The organism is Aestuariimicrobium ganziense (assembly GCF_015352975.1).
In the GTDB taxonomy this organism is placed as follows: Bacteria; Actinomycetota; Actinomycetes; order Propionibacteriales; family Propionibacteriaceae; genus Aestuariimicrobium; species Aestuariimicrobium ganziense.
On record NZ_JACYIZ010000002.1, the window covers coordinates 402,870 to 417,023 of the forward strand.

A 14,154-nucleotide genomic window follows, 5' to 3' on the forward strand; every position below is an offset into this window, starting at 1 on the left:
CGGGCGCCACGGCACGGTCAGTAGCGGTAGGCGTCGCTCTTGTAGGGGCCCTCGACCGGCACGCCCAGGTAGCTCGCCTGCTCGGGGGTGAGCTCGGTCAGCACCGCACCAAGGGCGTCGAGGTGCAGACGGGCCACCTCCTCGTCCAAGTGCTTGGGCAGGGTGTAGACCGCGGTCGGGTACTGCTCGGGCTTGGTGTACAGCTCGATCTGGGCCAACACCTGGTTGGTGAAGGAGTTGCTCATCACGAAGCTGGGGTGCCCGGTGGCGTTGCCCAGGTTGAGCAGGCGTCCCTCCGACAGCACGAGGATCGCGTGGCCGTCGGGGAAGCTCCACTGGTCGACCTGGGGCTTGATGGTGGTGCGCAGCACCCCCGGCCAGCGCTCCAGCCCAGCCATGTCGATCTCGTTGTCGAAGTGGCCGATGTTGCCCACGATCGCCTGGTGCTTCATCCGTGACATCTGGTCAGCGCTCACCACACCCTTGTTGCCGGTGGCGGTGACCACGATGTCGGCGACGCCCACGACGTCGTCCAGACGGGCGACCTGGTAGCCGTCCATCGCGGCCTGGAGCGCGCAGATCGGGTCGATCTCGGTGACGATCACCCGTGCACCCTGGCCCTTCAGCGACTCCGCGCAGCCCTTGCCGACGTCGCCGTAACCGCAGACCACGGCCACCTTGCCGCCGATCAGCACGTCGGTGGCCCGGTTGATGCCGTCGATCAGGGAGTGGCGGCAGCCGTACTTGTTGTCGAACTTCGACTTGGTGACCGAGTCGTTGACGTTGATCGCCGGGAACAGCAGCGCCTGCTGGGCGGCCATCTCGTACAGCCGGTGCACACCGGTCGTGGTCTCCTCGGTGACACCCTTGACGGTGTTGGCCAGCTGCACCCAGTCGGTGGTCTCGGCTGCGATGTCGTCGCGCAGGGTCTGCAGGATCACCTGGTACTCGTGGGAGTCGACCTCGCCCGCCTCGGGCACCTCCCCAGCCTTGGCGAACTCGACGCCCTTGTGGACGAGCAGGGTGGCGTCGCCGCCGTCGTCCAGGATCATGTTGGGGTAGCGGACACCGCCGTCGGAGTCCTCCCAGCGCAGGATCTTCGAGGTGCACCACCAGTACTCCTCCAGGGTCTCTCCCTTCCAGGCGTAGACCGGCACGCCAGCGGGGGCGTCGACGGTGCCCTCGGGGCCGACCACGATCGCAGCAGCGGCATGGTCCTGGGTGGAGAAGATGTTGCAGGAGGCCCAGCGCACCTCGGCGCCGAGTGCCACCAGCGTCTCGATCAGCACCGCGGTCTGGATGGTCATGTGCAGCGACCCGGCGATCCGGGCACCGGCCAGCGGCTTGGACGACCCGTAGCGCTCGCGCATCGCCATCAGCCCGGGCATCTCGTGCTCGGCCAGCTTGATCTCACGTCGCCCGAAGTCGGCCAGGGAGAGGTCGGCGACCTTGAAGTCGGGAGGGGTCTGGGACGACGCAGTGCTCATGGTCGCTGAGCCTATCGGTGCGGCTCGGGAGCGCCCCAATCGCAGGACGCTCAGGCGGTGGCGGCGACGTGGGCCAGCGCCAGGTCGTAGCCGCCCAGTCCACAACCCACGATCACACCGGACGCCCCGGCCGAGAGCACGCTGTGCTGGCGGAAGCCCTCCCGGGCATGGATGTTCGAGATGTGCACCTCGACATAGAGCGGCACCAGCACTGCTGCGTCGGCTATCGCATACGAGTAGTGGGTCCACGCACCGGCGTTGATCACCACCGGCCAGCCCTGGTCGGCAGCCTCGTGCAGCCAGCCGATCATCTCGGCCTCCGACTCGGTCTGGCGCACCTGCACCTCCAGGCCCAGCCCTCGTCCGGTCTCGACGAGGTGGTCGGCCAGTTCGGCATGGGTGGTCGAGCCGTACACCTCCGGCTGGCGGGTGCCGAGCCGTCCGAGGTTGGGGCCGTTGAGGACGAGGACCGTGGTCATGGCCGCATTCTAGGGCTCACCACCACCCCACAAGCCCCAGCTCAGACGCGTCCCAGCCCGATGCCCAGCCATGCCGCGGCGAACAGTCCGTGCTGCAGCAGGGTGACGTAGCGATCGACCCCCGTGGCGGGCGATGCCTCGTCCGCAGCCACGATCGGGCACACCCGCACCCCGTGGCGCGCCGCCAACGACTGCAGTTCGCCACGTTCGCGCCGGGCCTGCGCCTCACCGAACCCGTCGTCGAGGGCCACCAGCACCGGGCGCAGCGGCTGTCCGTCAGCCACCGGGTCGGCGAACGGGTCGGCCTCTGTGGTGCCCTCGATCACCGGCACCAGCGCCTCGGCGTCGGCAGCCAGTGCGGGACGACCGGTGCTGCGGCGCAGCGACTCCGCGATCCGGCGCGAGGCTCGTGCCGACAGCACTCCTCCACCCCAGACCAGCGGCTCGGCATCGGCCAGCGCCAGCGCGATGTCCTTGGCCGGGTTGGCCGACAGGTCACGGTGCGGGCCACACAGCTCGGCGACCGCGTCGGCGGCATCGGCGACCTGCTCGGGCTGGATCCGCGGGCCCAGGCCCAGTTCGTGCAGCACCGACAGCGCCTGCACCACCGCAGCCAGCGGGTCGCCGGTGGTCATCGGCAGCACCATCGTCGAGCGCGACGCCGCCGCATCGGCGATCATCGAGTCGGGGTGGGCGGCCACCAGCAGCGAGGCTCCACGCCGCACCGCCTCAGCCACAGCCGACATCAGCCCGGCCGGCGATCCCTCCGGCGCCAGCACCACGACCAGGTCGAGCGGACCCACCCACGCCGGCAGTCCATCGAAGGGCCAGGCCACGAACGGGGCCGGGCAGACCGTCTCGAGCACCGCCCTGACCAGGCGCGACTCCGCCCCCAAGGCGATCACCCCACGCGGGCGGTGGCCGGCCTCGAAGGTGCGGGCGAGCTCAGCGGCGGGCAGCTGGGCCTCGCGCCTGATCCGGGCGCCGGTCTCAGCCAGCGAGCGCAGCAGGTCATCGGCCCGAGGTGACAGTTCGTCCTCGAGCCGGGCGTCGTCGAAGTCCATCGTTGGTCAATTGCCGAGCGGGTTGCGGGCCTCGTCGATCAACAGCACCGGGATGTTGTCGCGCACGGGGAAGGCCAGCCCGCACAGTGAGTTGGTGCAGGTGAGTTCTGAGGTGTCGTAGTCGACCGCGAACTGGCTGTGGCAGGCCGGGCAGGCGGCGATCTCGAGGAACTCCGGGGCCAGTTCCATCTGTTCGCTCATCGCGGGTCTCCGTTCGGGTCGGGGTCGTCCCCATTGTTGCGCACCAGGTCGAGCACGTCGTCACGCAGCGCTTCCATCACCTCTGGGTCGCGGGCCTCGACGTTGAGCCTGAGCAGCGGCTCGGTGTTGCTGGGACGAAGGCTGATCCGCCACGGGCCTCGTCCCTCGGCCTCACCGGCCAGCAGCAGGCCGTCGCTCCAGTCCGCCTCGGCGCGTGGGGCGAACGCGGCTGCCACCTTCTGCATCGAGGCGGTGACGTCGGCCACCACCGAGTTGATCTCGCCTGACGAGCAGTATCGCTCGTAGTCGGCGACCAGTTGGCTGAGCGGGCGTTCGTCGTGCCCGAGCAGGGTGAGCACGTGCAGCGCGGCCAGCATGCCGGTGTCAGCCCGCCAGAAGTCGCGGAAGTAGTAGTGGGCGGAATGCTCGCCACCGAAGACCGCGTCGTGCTCGGCCATCAGCGCCTTGACGTAGGTGTGGCCCACCGGTGAGACCACCAGCTCTCCCCCGTGCTCGGCGACCACCTCGGCGACGGTCTGTGAGGTGACCGAGTTGACCACGATGGTCCCACCGGGTTCGCGGGCCAGCTCGGCGGCCGCGATCAGGGCGGTGATCGCGCTGGGGTTCACCACCTCACCACGCTCGTCGATGATGAAGCAGCGGTCGGCATCGCCGTCGAAGACCAGGGCCAGGTCGGCACCGTGGTCACGCACCGCCTGCTGGGCGTCGACCAGGTTCTCGGGTTCGAGCGGGTTGGGCTGGTGGTTGGGGAAGCTGCCGTCCAGGTCCAGAAACAGCCCGATCACCTCGACGTTGAGCGGGTCGAGGGCCGCTGCGACGGTGTGGCCGGCCATGCCGTTGCCGGCGTCGACCACCACCCGCAACGGACGCAGGTCCTGCCAGTCGACCAGCGAGCGCAGGTGCTCGGCGTAGGCGTCGAGGGTCTCGACCCGGCGGTACCGCTCGGGCGACCAGTCCTCGGGCACCGGCCCGGCGGCGGCGAATTCACCCGAGGCGTCGATCTCGATCGCGCGGTCGGCCAACTGCACCAGGAAGTCGGCGGTGACCGGGCGGGCCCCGCTGCGACAGAACTTGATGCCGTTGTAGTCGGCCGGGTTGTGGCTGGCGGTCAACTGCACACCGGGCACGTCCATCGATCCGGAGGCGAACCACAGTTGGTCGGTGCTGGCCAGTCCTGTGTCGAGCACCGACGCCCCACGGGCCAGGGCGCCCTGGATGAACGCGGTGGCCATCGCCACCCCCGAGGTGCGCATGTCGCGTCCGAGGACGAACCTCTGCCCGTTCAACCCGACGAGTTCGACGAAGGCGGCACCGATCGCCCGCGCGCCGGCCTCGTCCCACTGCGGCGGCTCACCGGTCACGGTCCCCCGGACGTCATTGGCCTTGAAGATCTCGCGTTCGAGCACGCGCTCAGCGTAGCGGCGTGGCAACCAGACGTTGCCCGACGCGGCGACGTAGCCTGCTCGAACAGAGGGTGGAGTCGTCCCGCCGCCCCCGCCCTTGCCCCACCCGAGACGTCAGAGGACCACGATGCGCCGCTGCTCCAAGACCGGTTGCCACGCACACGCGACCTCGACGCTGACCTATGTCTACGCCGACTCCACCGCCGTGGTCGGGCCGCTGGCGTTGGCCGCGGTACCCGGCAGCTACGACCTGTGCCGGCAGCACTCCGACCGGGTCACCGCCCCGCGCGGCTGGGAGATGATCCGGCTGCCCGAGGACGAACTGCTCGCCCCGGTGCCTGCCGAGGACGACCTGCTGGCCCTGGCCAACGCCATTCGCGAGGTGGGCAACCGCACCGACGACGTGCGTGGTGCCGAGCCGTTGCCGCCCGGCGTGGTGGTGCTGGCCGAGAAGCGTCACCTGCGGGTCATCGCGGAGGGCTGATGGCACGCCATCGCGACCGCCACGGGCGAGGGATGCGCGGCCCGCTGGCAGCACCGAACCCGCACACCGGCCGCCAAGTGGCACTGCGCTGGCCGTTGAGCCGGGCGGAGTGGTTCGTCGACTGCCTCGAGGCTGCGATCGACCGGGTCAACCTCGCCGCCCCCGAGGTGCTGGGCAACATCACCATCGCCATGGAGGAAGTGCCCACCGCAATGCGGCACGAGGACGACCGCGTGCCCCTGGCCAGCGCCATCGAGGCCAGCGGCCAGCGTGGTGCACGCATCGTGCTCTACCGGCGTCCGTTGGAGCACCGCTCCACCAGTCGCCGGGGGCTGCGTCGTCTGGTGCACCGCACCTTGGTCGAGCAGGTGGCCGCCCTCACCGGACGCAGCATCCTCGACCTCGACCCCGACTTCGACGAGGACGACGACACCGACGATTGACCGCCGGCCCGTGCCGCCACCCTCAGCGCAGGCCGGGATCGTTCGAGACCTGGGCACCCGACTCGGTCTCGCGAACCTGCAGCACGCGTCGGGCCGCCAGCCCTCGATTGCTGACCAGCACCGCGACCACCGGGCCGCCGGTGACTCGGTTGGCACCGGCTCGGACCGGCAGGGTGACCAGGGCCCCAGCCGCCACCGACAGCGACTGGCCCGCCACCTCGACGGTGATGTCGTCATCGGACGGGTTGACCAGGTGCAGCGTGCCGCCCGGGGCGTGCACCAGGGCATCGGTGCTGGGCTCGGAAGCGGGAATCAGCGCCGCGTCCGCCCCGAGCCGCACGTGCAGGCTGGCCGCGATCTCGCCACGGTTGGCATCGACCCGCACGGCGGCCGGCTCACCGTTGACGGCCGTGGTCAGATCGAGTGCCCGGGTCGACATCGGCTCGAGTTCGACGCTCTCCTGCCCCGAGGGGGTGAAGGCCCCGCGGGCACCAAGGATGCTGATCGAGGCTGTGACGGGCTCGGCACCGGGGTTGGTCAGCAGCAGGCTGACCCGGGTGACCTTGGCGGGGACCCCGGCGACCACCTGGCGCTGGGCCGGTTCCAGACCGAGGGCCTGGTCGAGGCCCCCTGCCCTAGCCGAGAGCCGGGCGGTGGCGATGATGCGTCCCTGCGAGGTTCTCACCGCAACGCCTACCGGCTCGCCTGCCGGCGCCAGCACCGACATGGGCACCACCCGGCTGGAGCGTCTCGCCACTGACAGCCCGCGAGCACCCGACTCGATCACCTCGCCGTCAGCACCGTAGAGGGTGAGGTTGACGACGGCGTCGGTGCCGTCGGTGTTGAGCAGGACGATGTCAGAGGTGGCCGGGTCGGGCAGTTGCAGCATCGTCTGGGTGACCGGGGCGGCGCACTCGGCCCAGACCAGCCCGGTGCGCGACCCGAGGGCGGCAGTGGCAGAGCGCGACGAGCCGGCGTCGGCGATCGAGAGCCGCACCGGTGCCCTGACCCCGAAAGCTTGGCCGCCACCCTGGACGACGGTGGTGTCGAGGCCGGTGACGGTCGTGTCCGGCGGCGCCATCAGCTGGCCTTGGCTGAGGATGAGACAGCCGGCCTCACCAGGGGGCGCGGCCTGGGCAGGGCCTGCCGCCGGCGGCCGTTCGACGGGTGAGGTCTCGGCACCCAGCAGGGCTACTGCGGACAGCAGCACCACGAGCAGGGTGAGCAGTTTGCTGCGCATGATGTCAGTCCCCTCCCGCGTGGCGAGCGGTCGGTCGTCCCAGACGTTGGCGACCCAGCGTGGGTGCGGCCAGGACGAGCAGCACCAGCAGCACCGCTCCTTCCCAGACCCCAGCCCAGGTCGACGGTGCGGTCGCCCAGCTGACCGTTCCGCTCTGCCCGCCGAGCGGGACGCTGAAGGCGGTGGCGCCGACCTGCTGATGTGCGCCGGTGACCCGTTGGCCACCGACCTCGACCCGCCAACGCGGATCTGGGGTCTCGGCCACGACGAGCCGGCCGGTGGTGCCGGGGTCGACGCTGCCCGCGGCGAGGTTGACCGGGTCGGTCTGGCCCTCGGGCAGCACCCGTGCCCGGCTGACCAGTCCGGAGACGGTGAACACGGTGGTGTCTCGGTCAGCCGGGGCGGCCACCAGGCCCTGGGTGTTGGTGAGTGCGGTGAGCTGCTCGGTGGTGGGTCGGTTCACCCAGACGTGTCCGATGCCCAGGGCGCTGAGTTGCTGGGCGAAGTCGCCGGCCGGAGTGGCCGCGGCGATCTGCCCGACCAGGGCTTGGACCGTCGATGCCCACTCGGGGGTGCCACCGGCCGGGTGCTGTTCGCCGGTTCCCCAGCGCGGGGAATCGGCGCTGGTCAGGTTCCAGGTCAGACCACTGGGGCGCACCTGCACCATCAGGGTGCGGGTCGCCCTGGGCGAGTCCTGCACGCTGGTGACGTGGGCCGGCAACTGGCTCTCGGCCAGCCGCAGCGGTCCTTGGTTGGCGGCCAACTGCCAGCCGACGGCACCGGCCACCACTGCGGCCGAAACGACGATGGCGACCAGCAGCCCGAGTCGGTCGCGATCCGGACGATCCCGGTCGGGTCGAACTCGCTCGGCTCGATCTGGGTCGGTTCGGTCTCGGCCGGGTCGGTCGGCCGCGTTTCGTCCTCGGGTCACCAGCAGCAGCACGCTGGTCAGCAGGACGAACATGGCCAGCACCACCCAGGTGTCCGGCAGCGGACGAACCGGCGCCCCGTCCACCGTGACCACCTGGCGGCCGAGCCAGCCCCCGAGGGCGATCAGCGCCAACGCCAGGCCGAGCAGCGCGGCGCCATGGCGTCGTCCCGCCCGCCAGTCGACGGCGGCGACCACGGCTGCCGCCAGCCAGAGCACGGCGAACACGGCCAGCGAGGCCCACGCGGCCGGGGCCCCCTCACCGAGTCGGCCCGCGGCCAGCGCGAGCGGCCGCGGCGCCTGGGCTGCGGCCACAGCAGCCGTCGGGTCGGCGGCGGTGAGCAGCCGTGCCGGCTGCGCGGCCAGGCGCCACCACCACGGCGCTGAGAGCAGCGCGGGCAGCAACCCGACGACCAGCGTGCGTCCGGTGAATCGACGCGCGGCGACGGCATGGACGACCGCCACCACCAGGGCGACCAACCAGAACGCCGGTTGGGCGGTGCCGAGCAACGCCAGCCACAGCGCCAGCAGTCCCGGTGCCCGCCAGATCTCGCCCTGCACGAGGTCGGCGGTGGAGTCGCGCCGGTCCTGGTCGAACCAGCGCAGCAGCGCCGAGGCTGCCAGCGGGGCCACCACCGCCACCGCGATCGCGGTCACCGACCCTCGAGACACCAGCCCGAGCACCGCCACCAGCACGCCCCAGGCGGCCGACAGCAGTCCCACCTGCCAGCCATCGGGACGCACCGACGACGAGCCACGTCGACGCACCAGGGTCCGGGCCAGCGAAGAGAAGGTGAGCCCGGCCCACAGCGGAGCCCCGAGGACGACCAGCCGCACCAGCAGTTCGGGCATCCCTGCTGTCAGCCACGAGCCGAGGGCGGCCAGCCCCAGCCAGGGCGCATTGGGGCCCGGGTGACCGGCGGCGGGCTCCAGCCAGGCCGCAAAGGCCTGCCGCGGTCCGGCGGGGGCGGGCAGCAGGTGGGGCGAGGTCAGTGACCCCGCCCAGAGCTTCGAGCGTGCGGCCCACAGGGTGAGCAGGGCCAGGGCCACGAGCAGCGCGGTGGTGGGGGCCAGCAGCCGGGCCCGCGTGCGTCCGCCGGTGAAGTCGTCGCCGGTGAGGTCGTCCAGGCTGGTGCCCGAGGAGTCGTCGCGAGCCTCGCGGTAGCGGTCGGTGAAGGCACCCGCCCCTGCGCTGACCAGGAACGCCAACCTGGCCCAAAGTCCCGGGCGCAGCGCAGCCGACCCGCTCACACTGTCGGACGTCCCGGACTCGTCGCCATGCGGTTGCGCCTCGCGCCGCCCACGCATCCGGTGCACCACCTTGCGGTCACGCAGCACCGCCCCGGCGGAGCGCCACGCGGTGCGGGCGTCGGCGAGGTTCTTGCCGAGCAGCATGACCAGCGCGGTGAGCAGGCTGACCACGCTGAGGCGGAGAGCGGTCAGGGTGGGGCGCGGCGAGCGGGCCATCAGCAGGCGTTGCCCGCTGAGTCGGTCGAGCAGCGGCAGGTCGTCGGAGACCGCCGACTCCCGGTCGCCCCATCGTCCGACCTGGTGGTGGTGCAGCGCTGCTTCGGGCACGGTGACCACGGTGAGCCCGGCGTCGTTGGCACGCCAGCCCAGGTCGACCGCGTCACGGAACAGGGGCAGGTCGGGGTCGAAACCTTCCAGCGACTCCCAGGCGTTGCGACTGATCAGCAGACCGGCGGTCGACCCGCCGAGGGTGGCCGTCGGTTCCTGCTGGTGCTGGTCGATGTCGCCCGGTTCGACGCTGAGCACTCGCCTGGACCCTGTCGAGATCGACTGGCCGATCTCGAGCAGCAGGTCGGGATGGTTGCGCCTGCGCGGGGCCAGCAGCTTGGGGAACAGCAGGTCGGGGCGCGACTGTGCCGCGGCTGCCCGCAACAGGGCGGTGAGGGCGTCGGGTCGGGGTTCGAGGTCGTCGTGCAGGAACCAGATCCAGCGGTGGTGGTCGGCGAGCACCTCGAGGGCCGGAGCCGCGGCGTCGCCGAAACCGGACGAGGGTCCCGTCAGCAGGTCGTCGACGACCCCTTCCTCCAGCGCCTGTTCGAGCAGGGCTCGCGAGCCGTCGGTGGAGGCGGCATCGACCGCGACCAGCCAACCGGGTCGCTGGTCGAGCGCCGCCAAGGCACGCAGCGTGCGTGGCAGCCATCCCTCACCGTTGTGGACGACCAGCACGGTCGCCACCTGCTCGGGTTCCACCTGTGCTGGTGGGGCGTCGTCGCGATCGTGGGCCCAGCCCCAGAGGTCGTCGTCGCCTGCCTGCGGCGCAGCGCTGCGCTCATCGGTCACGGCGGGCATCCTCACATGGGTGGAGGTCGACGCTGGCGGTCAGCGCTCGATGGAACCATCCCATGGTGGTGCACCGGAGGCGGACGCACAAACCCCCGGCGGCGACACGTTCGTCGGCCGGGGGCAGGTGGTGGTGAAGATCAGGTCAGGCCCGGCGCTTGAGGCGGCGCCGCTCGCGCTCGGAGAGTCCACCCCAGATGCCGAAGCGCTCGTCCATCGCCAGCGCGTACTCGAGGCACTCACGCTTGACCTCGCAGGAGTCGCAGACCTTCTTGGCCTCGCGGGTCGAACCGCCCTTCTCGGGGAAGAACGCCTCCGGGTCGGTCTGGGCGCACAGGGCACGCTCCTGCCAGGTGACCTCGTCCTCGTCAGCCATGGACAGCACTGTCAGCAGCTCACGCACTGGTTCGTCCTCTCGACCCGAAAGCCCGGGGTGGGGTGTTGGGCTTGTGGGTCAAATTACACGGGTGTGATTCACCCTCGTCAAGCCGAAGAGCGAAATCGTCAGGCGTGCTGCCGTGGTGAGGAGTGCCGCAGGTGCCCGAGAGTGCCTCACTGACCGTCGCGGTCGACCGGACGCCACTGCGGTTGGGGCCGCAGGATCGTGCCGTCCTCGGCGTCGGTGGGTGCCGACGACTGGCTCTGGGGCTGGCCTGGTTGGGTCATGCCTTGGGCGGCCTGACCGGCGCTCAGCCAGGGCTGGTTGGCCGGCGGCGGCGTGGCGGAGGACTGCTGGGCCGGGTACTCCGGCGCCGAGTACTGGGGAGCCGGCGGCTGTCCCTGGGGCGCATACGACTGCCCGGGCTGCTGCTGGCCCGGCTGCTGCTGGGCGGCCTGCTGGCTGGGTACCTGCCACCCCTGGGACGACTGGCCCGGGGTCCCCCAGGCCGAGGCGCCGGCACCGGTGGCCGCATCGCCGGCGCGGGTCCAGGCGCCGCCGCTGGCCTCCGAGGCCTGCCAAGTCGGACGAGTCAGGGCCGGGGTGCCGGCCGGGGCGACCTGGGTGCCCGGGGCCACGCCGGCCTGCGCCGGTGCGGTGCGCTGGGCGGCCTGCCACAGGACGTAGGCGATGGCGACCAGCAGGCCCCGGAACACCGTGGCCAACAGGAACGCGATCGTGGTGTTGAGGGTCGTGGTGAACGGCCTGAGACCGTCGTAGTCGTATCGATAGATCACCCCTGAGATCAGGTCACCGACGAAGCCGACGGCACCGAGCGCGAGGGTGATGGTGGCCAGCAGCTTCACCTGCTTGGTCGGCGGGGGCACCGCCACGCACGCCAGCACGAGCAACAACAGAATGACGTAGGCGAACTGGTCGAGGCCGTAGCCGACCGACTTAATGACAGTGCTGAAGCTCATGCCGTCGACCAGGCCCCACAGGATCGTGACCAGCGCCTGGAGCTGCGTGAGCCCCACCACGGCGGCCGCGATCCAGGCCAGCAGTTCCCTGTGCTTCTTCAACGTGTCGAGCACCATCGTCCCCTCACCACGGGCGCCACTGGCCGTGGCGCATCATCGGCCACTCTAGGCGGTTCTCAGCCCAGCTCGGCCCCGTGCCGCTCCGCGACCAGCGCGACCAGGTCCTTGACCAGTTCGGAGTCGGCCAGCGGGACGACCATGGTGGCGGTGGGCGTGGTCACCACCGCGTGGTCGTGCACGCCGGTGACCGCCAGCACCGTGCCCTCGCCCCGGGTGTTGATCAGCAGGTTGCCCGACGCCCCCAGCGCCACGGTGGCGCCGGTGACCGCGTTGCCGTGCTCGTCGCGGGGCAGGTGCTCAGCCAGGGCCTGGAACGAGCCGACGTCGTACCACTCGATCGGCAATTCGACCGCGATCACGCGTCCGGGGGCTCGTCCCACCGACACCGGCTCCATCACCGCGTAGTCGACGCTCACCTTGACCAGTTGCGGGTAGAGCTCGGCGACCCGGCTGGGGTCGTCGGTCAGCGCCGTGACGTCGGCGACGGTCTGGGGCATCAACTGCTCGAGCGTCGCCAGAAAGGTCGCCGCCCGCCAGACGAACATGCCCGAGTTCCACCAGTACTCCCCCGAGGCGAGGTACTCGGCGGCGACCTCGAGCGAGGGCTTCTCCTTGAACTGGGTCACCTCGACCGCGTGCTCGTGGTCGTCCAATGGTTGGCCCTTGTGCAGGTAGCCGAAGCCGGTCGCCGGCATGGTCGGTACGACGCCGAAGGTGACGAAGGCGTCCTCGACCTGCTCAGCCACCTCGAAGCCCGCCTCGAGGCGCGAGCGGAACAGTTCGACCGGGCGCATGATGTGGTCGGCGGTGAGCACCGCCATCACTGCCTCGGGGTCCCGGGCAGCGATCACCGCGGCACTCCAGGCGACGGCATTGAGCGAGTCGCGCCCCTCGGGCTCACCGAGCAGGTTCTCCGGCGGCAGCTCGGGCAGTTGGGCGGCCACCTGGTCGGCATAGGCCGCACCGGTGCAGACCAGCACGTTGGCATCGGGCACCAGCTCGCGGATCCGTTCGTAGGCGATCCGCAGCAGGCTTCGTCCCTCGATCAGGGTGAGCAACTGCTTGGGTTCGCCCTGCCGGCTGAGCGGCCACAACCGCTTGCCCGAGCCTCCGGCCATGATCGCCACGTGTCGCATGCCCACAGGCTAGGACGACCAGCGCTCGCCGTCAGGCAGGCTGGCCACACCTGTGCCACACGCGTGCACGTGCTGGCTAGGGTGGCGCCGTGAGCCTGTTCACCGCACTCGAGCGTCGCGTCGCCGCCGACGGGGCCCGCCCGCTGCTGACCTGGTACCTGGTTGACCCCAGCGGGACGAGCACCGCCGCCCGTGTGGAGTTCTCGGCGATCACCCTGGCCAACTGGGCCGACAAGACCGTCAACCTGCTCGCCGACCTCGGCTGGGACGACGACGGGGTGGCGGTCGGTGCGCCGGTGCTGGCCGAGCGGCCAGGGCACTGGGTGGGGGCGGTCTGGGCTCTGGCCACGTGGCAGGCCGGCGGACGACTGCTGGTCGCGGGCGTCGATGCCTTGGACGACGTCGATGTCGCCGTGCTGGGCCCCTCGGCGACGGGCCCTGTGGCCGGCGCAGACACCATCGCCTGCTCGCTGCACCCGCTCGGTCTGGCACTGCCCGACCGGCCCGACGGCGTGCTGGACTTCCACGAGGTGCTGTCGCAACCCGACCTGCACTCCCCCGCTGTCGCCGACCCCGACGAGGTGTGGCTGAGCGTCGGCGACGCCGACGTCACCGGTGCCGACCTGGCTGCGTCACCCGACGATGGACGAGTGCTGGTCGTCCCGAACGGTCCGCAGGCCGCCCTGACCGTGCTGCGCGCCCTGGCCTCAGCGATCGTGGGCGGCGGATCGGTCGTCGTCGTCGACGGGACCGCGAACGAGCAGTACCTGGCCGACGTGGCTCGCGCCGAGCACGCCGTGAGTTCGTCCTTGGACGAGTCGAGATGAGGGGGCACGCACGATGACTTCTGAGACCGAGCGCTGGATCGAGGTGCAGGGGGTGGGCACCGCCGTCGCGGTGCCCGACTGCGTCGAGGCCGCGTTGACCCTGCGCCACACCGGACCAGAGGTGGCGGCGGTGCTGCAGGCCTCACTGAAGGGCATGGCCGACCTCGGCGCGGTGCTGCGCGAGCAGGGCGTCGAAGGGACCGACATCCAGACCTCCGGGGCACAGATCAACCCGCAGTGGGATCCCGAGGGTCACGGCCGGGTGATCGGCCACGAGGCCCACCAGCGAGTGATGGTGCGCATCCGTGACCCGAAGGCGGTCGGCCAGGTGCTGACCCGGGCTGCCGAGGCCTGCCGCAACGCCTTGGGCATGGACGGGGCGCACCTCAAGGTGAGCGATCCCTCGACCCTGGCCGAGCAGGCCCGCGACGCCGCCTACACCGACGCCGAGGCCAAGGCCACCGCGCTGGCCACTCGCGCCGGGGCGACGCTCGGTGACTGCCTGCGGATCGTCGAGGGCAGCAGCCATGGCGACCAGGTGATCATGCGTTCGATGGCGGCGGAGAAGGCCTTCGGTGGTGTCGAGGCTGGCCAGAGCACCATCGAGGTCGTGCTGACGGTGCGCTTCGCGCTCAGCTGAGCGCCGGGGCGC

14 protein-coding genes are annotated in these 14,154 nt (G+C 71.2%); 4 read left to right on the forward strand and 10 right to left on the reverse strand.

Going from position 1 to position 14,154, the window contains the following annotated elements:
• Positions 1–17: 17 nt before the first annotated feature.
• From ahcY to manB, 5 genes are read right to left on the reverse strand one after another with little or no spacing between them, the layout of a single operon-like run.
• Positions 18–1,487 carry an adenosylhomocysteinase gene (gene ahcY / locus IE660_RS05615; RefSeq protein WP_203567333.1) on the reverse strand — a complete coding sequence of 490 codons (1,470 nt, stop codon included), beginning with the start codon at positions 1,485–1,487 and terminating at the stop codon, positions 18–20.
• A gap of 50 nt (positions 1,488–1,537) precedes the next feature.
• A complete protein-coding gene (locus IE660_RS05620; RefSeq protein WP_203567334.1) occupies positions 1,538–1,966 on the reverse strand; it encodes a type II 3-dehydroquinate dehydratase in 429 nt (142 codons plus the stop codon).
• Positions 1,967–2,007: 41 nt separating this feature from the next.
• The gene (locus IE660_RS05625) at positions 2,008–3,030 is read right to left on the reverse strand and encodes a hypothetical protein (protein ID WP_203567335.1); all 1,023 of its coding nucleotides are present in this window, start codon (positions 3,028–3,030) and stop codon (positions 2,008–2,010) included.
• Between the two features lie 6 nt (positions 3,031–3,036).
• The gene (locus IE660_RS05630) at positions 3,037–3,231 is read right to left on the reverse strand and encodes a Trm112 family protein (RefSeq protein WP_203567336.1); all 195 of its coding nucleotides are present in this window, start codon (positions 3,229–3,231) and stop codon (positions 3,037–3,039) included.
• Positions 3,228–4,658 (reverse strand): phosphohexomutase domain-containing protein, encoded by a 1,431-nt coding sequence (gene manB, locus IE660_RS05635; protein ID WP_203567337.1) that lies wholly within the window; start codon positions 4,656–4,658, stop codon positions 3,228–3,230. Before manB ends, IE660_RS05630 begins: the two co-directional genes overlap by 4 nt.
• A 124-nt stretch (positions 4,659–4,782) precedes the next feature.
• Between manB and IE660_RS05640 the strand changes: the two genes are divergently transcribed.
• On the forward strand, positions 4,783–5,139 hold the full coding sequence (locus IE660_RS05640) for a DUF3499 domain-containing protein (protein ID WP_203567338.1): 357 nt from the start codon (positions 4,783–4,785) through the stop codon (positions 5,137–5,139).
• Positions 5,139–5,582: a metallopeptidase family protein gene (locus IE660_RS05645; protein ID WP_203567339.1), complete on the forward strand. Its 444-nt coding sequence runs from the start codon at positions 5,139–5,141 to the stop codon at positions 5,580–5,582. Before IE660_RS05640 ends, IE660_RS05645 begins: the two co-directional genes overlap by 1 nt.
• A gap of 22 nt (positions 5,583–5,604) precedes the next feature.
• Here IE660_RS05645 and IE660_RS05650 read toward each other — a convergent pair whose 3' ends face one another.
• The 5 genes from IE660_RS05650 to IE660_RS05670 form a co-directional block, all read right to left on the reverse strand.
• Complete coding sequence (locus tag IE660_RS05650; RefSeq protein ID WP_203567340.1) at positions 5,605–6,822, reverse strand: DUF5719 family protein; 1,218 nt, start codon at positions 6,820–6,822, stop codon at positions 5,605–5,607.
• Positions 6,823–6,826: 4 nt separating this feature from the next.
• On the reverse strand, positions 6,827–10,060 hold the full coding sequence (locus IE660_RS05655) for a glycosyltransferase (protein WP_203567341.1): 3,234 nt from the start codon (positions 10,058–10,060) through the stop codon (positions 6,827–6,829).
• 145 nt (positions 10,061–10,205) lie between these two features.
• Positions 10,206–10,436, reverse strand: coding sequence for a WhiB family transcriptional regulator (locus IE660_RS05660; RefSeq protein WP_203567342.1), 231 nt, complete (start codon positions 10,434–10,436; stop codon positions 10,206–10,208).
• A 176-nt stretch (positions 10,437–10,612) separates the two neighbouring features.
• Positions 10,613–11,533, reverse strand: coding sequence for a hypothetical protein (locus tag IE660_RS05665; RefSeq protein WP_203567343.1), 921 nt, complete (start codon positions 11,531–11,533; stop codon positions 10,613–10,615).
• Positions 11,534–11,595: 62 nt separating this feature from the next.
• Positions 11,596–12,675: a mannose-1-phosphate guanylyltransferase gene (locus IE660_RS05670; RefSeq protein WP_203567344.1), complete on the reverse strand. Its 1,080-nt coding sequence runs from the start codon at positions 12,673–12,675 to the stop codon at positions 11,596–11,598.
• Positions 12,676–12,764: 89 nt separating this feature from the next.
• On the opposite strand from IE660_RS05670, the gene IE660_RS05675 reads away from it, so the two are divergent.
• Both IE660_RS05675 and IE660_RS05680 read left to right on the forward strand, forming a co-directional pair.
• A complete protein-coding gene (locus tag IE660_RS05675) occupies positions 12,765–13,502 on the forward strand; it encodes a TIGR03089 family protein (protein ID WP_203567345.1) in 738 nt (245 codons plus the stop codon).
• 13 nt (positions 13,503–13,515) lie between these two features.
• Entirely contained in the window at positions 13,516–14,142 is a 627-nt protein-coding gene (locus IE660_RS05680; RefSeq protein ID WP_203567346.1) for an SIMPL domain-containing protein, read from the forward strand.
• Positions 14,143–14,154 lie beyond the last annotated feature (12 nt).

Excerpts from the sequence above, each read along its gene's own strand:
- ahcY (WP_203567333.1), bottom strand. The coding sequence starts at position 1,487 with ATGAGCACTGCGTCGTCCCAGACCCCTCCCGACTTCAAGGTCGCCGAC.
- IE660_RS05620 (WP_203567334.1), bottom strand. The coding sequence starts at position 1,966 with ATGACCACGGTCCTCGTCCTCAACGGCCCCAACCTCGGACGGCTCGGC.
- IE660_RS05625 (WP_203567335.1), bottom strand. The coding sequence starts at position 3,030 with ATGGACTTCGACGACGCCCGGCTCGAGGACGAACTGTCACCTCGGGCC.
- IE660_RS05630 (WP_203567336.1), bottom strand. The coding sequence starts at position 3,231 with ATGAGCGAACAGATGGAACTGGCCCCGGAGTTCCTCGAGATCGCCGCC.
- IE660_RS05640 (WP_203567338.1), top strand. The coding sequence starts at position 4,783 with ATGCGCCGCTGCTCCAAGACCGGTTGCCACGCACACGCGACCTCGACG.
- IE660_RS05645 (WP_203567339.1), top strand. The coding sequence starts at position 5,139 with ATGGCACGCCATCGCGACCGCCACGGGCGAGGGATGCGCGGCCCGCTG.
- IE660_RS05650 (WP_203567340.1), bottom strand. The coding sequence starts at position 6,822 with ATGCGCAGCAAACTGCTCACCCTGCTCGTGGTGCTGCTGTCCGCAGTA.
- IE660_RS05660 (WP_203567342.1), bottom strand. The coding sequence starts at position 10,436 with ATGGCTGACGAGGACGAGGTCACCTGGCAGGAGCGTGCCCTGTGCGCC.
- IE660_RS05670 (WP_203567344.1), bottom strand. The coding sequence starts at position 12,675 with ATGCGACACGTGGCGATCATGGCCGGAGGCTCGGGCAAGCGGTTGTGG.
- IE660_RS05680 (WP_203567346.1), top strand. The coding sequence starts at position 13,516 with ATGACTTCTGAGACCGAGCGCTGGATCGAGGTGCAGGGGGTGGGCACC.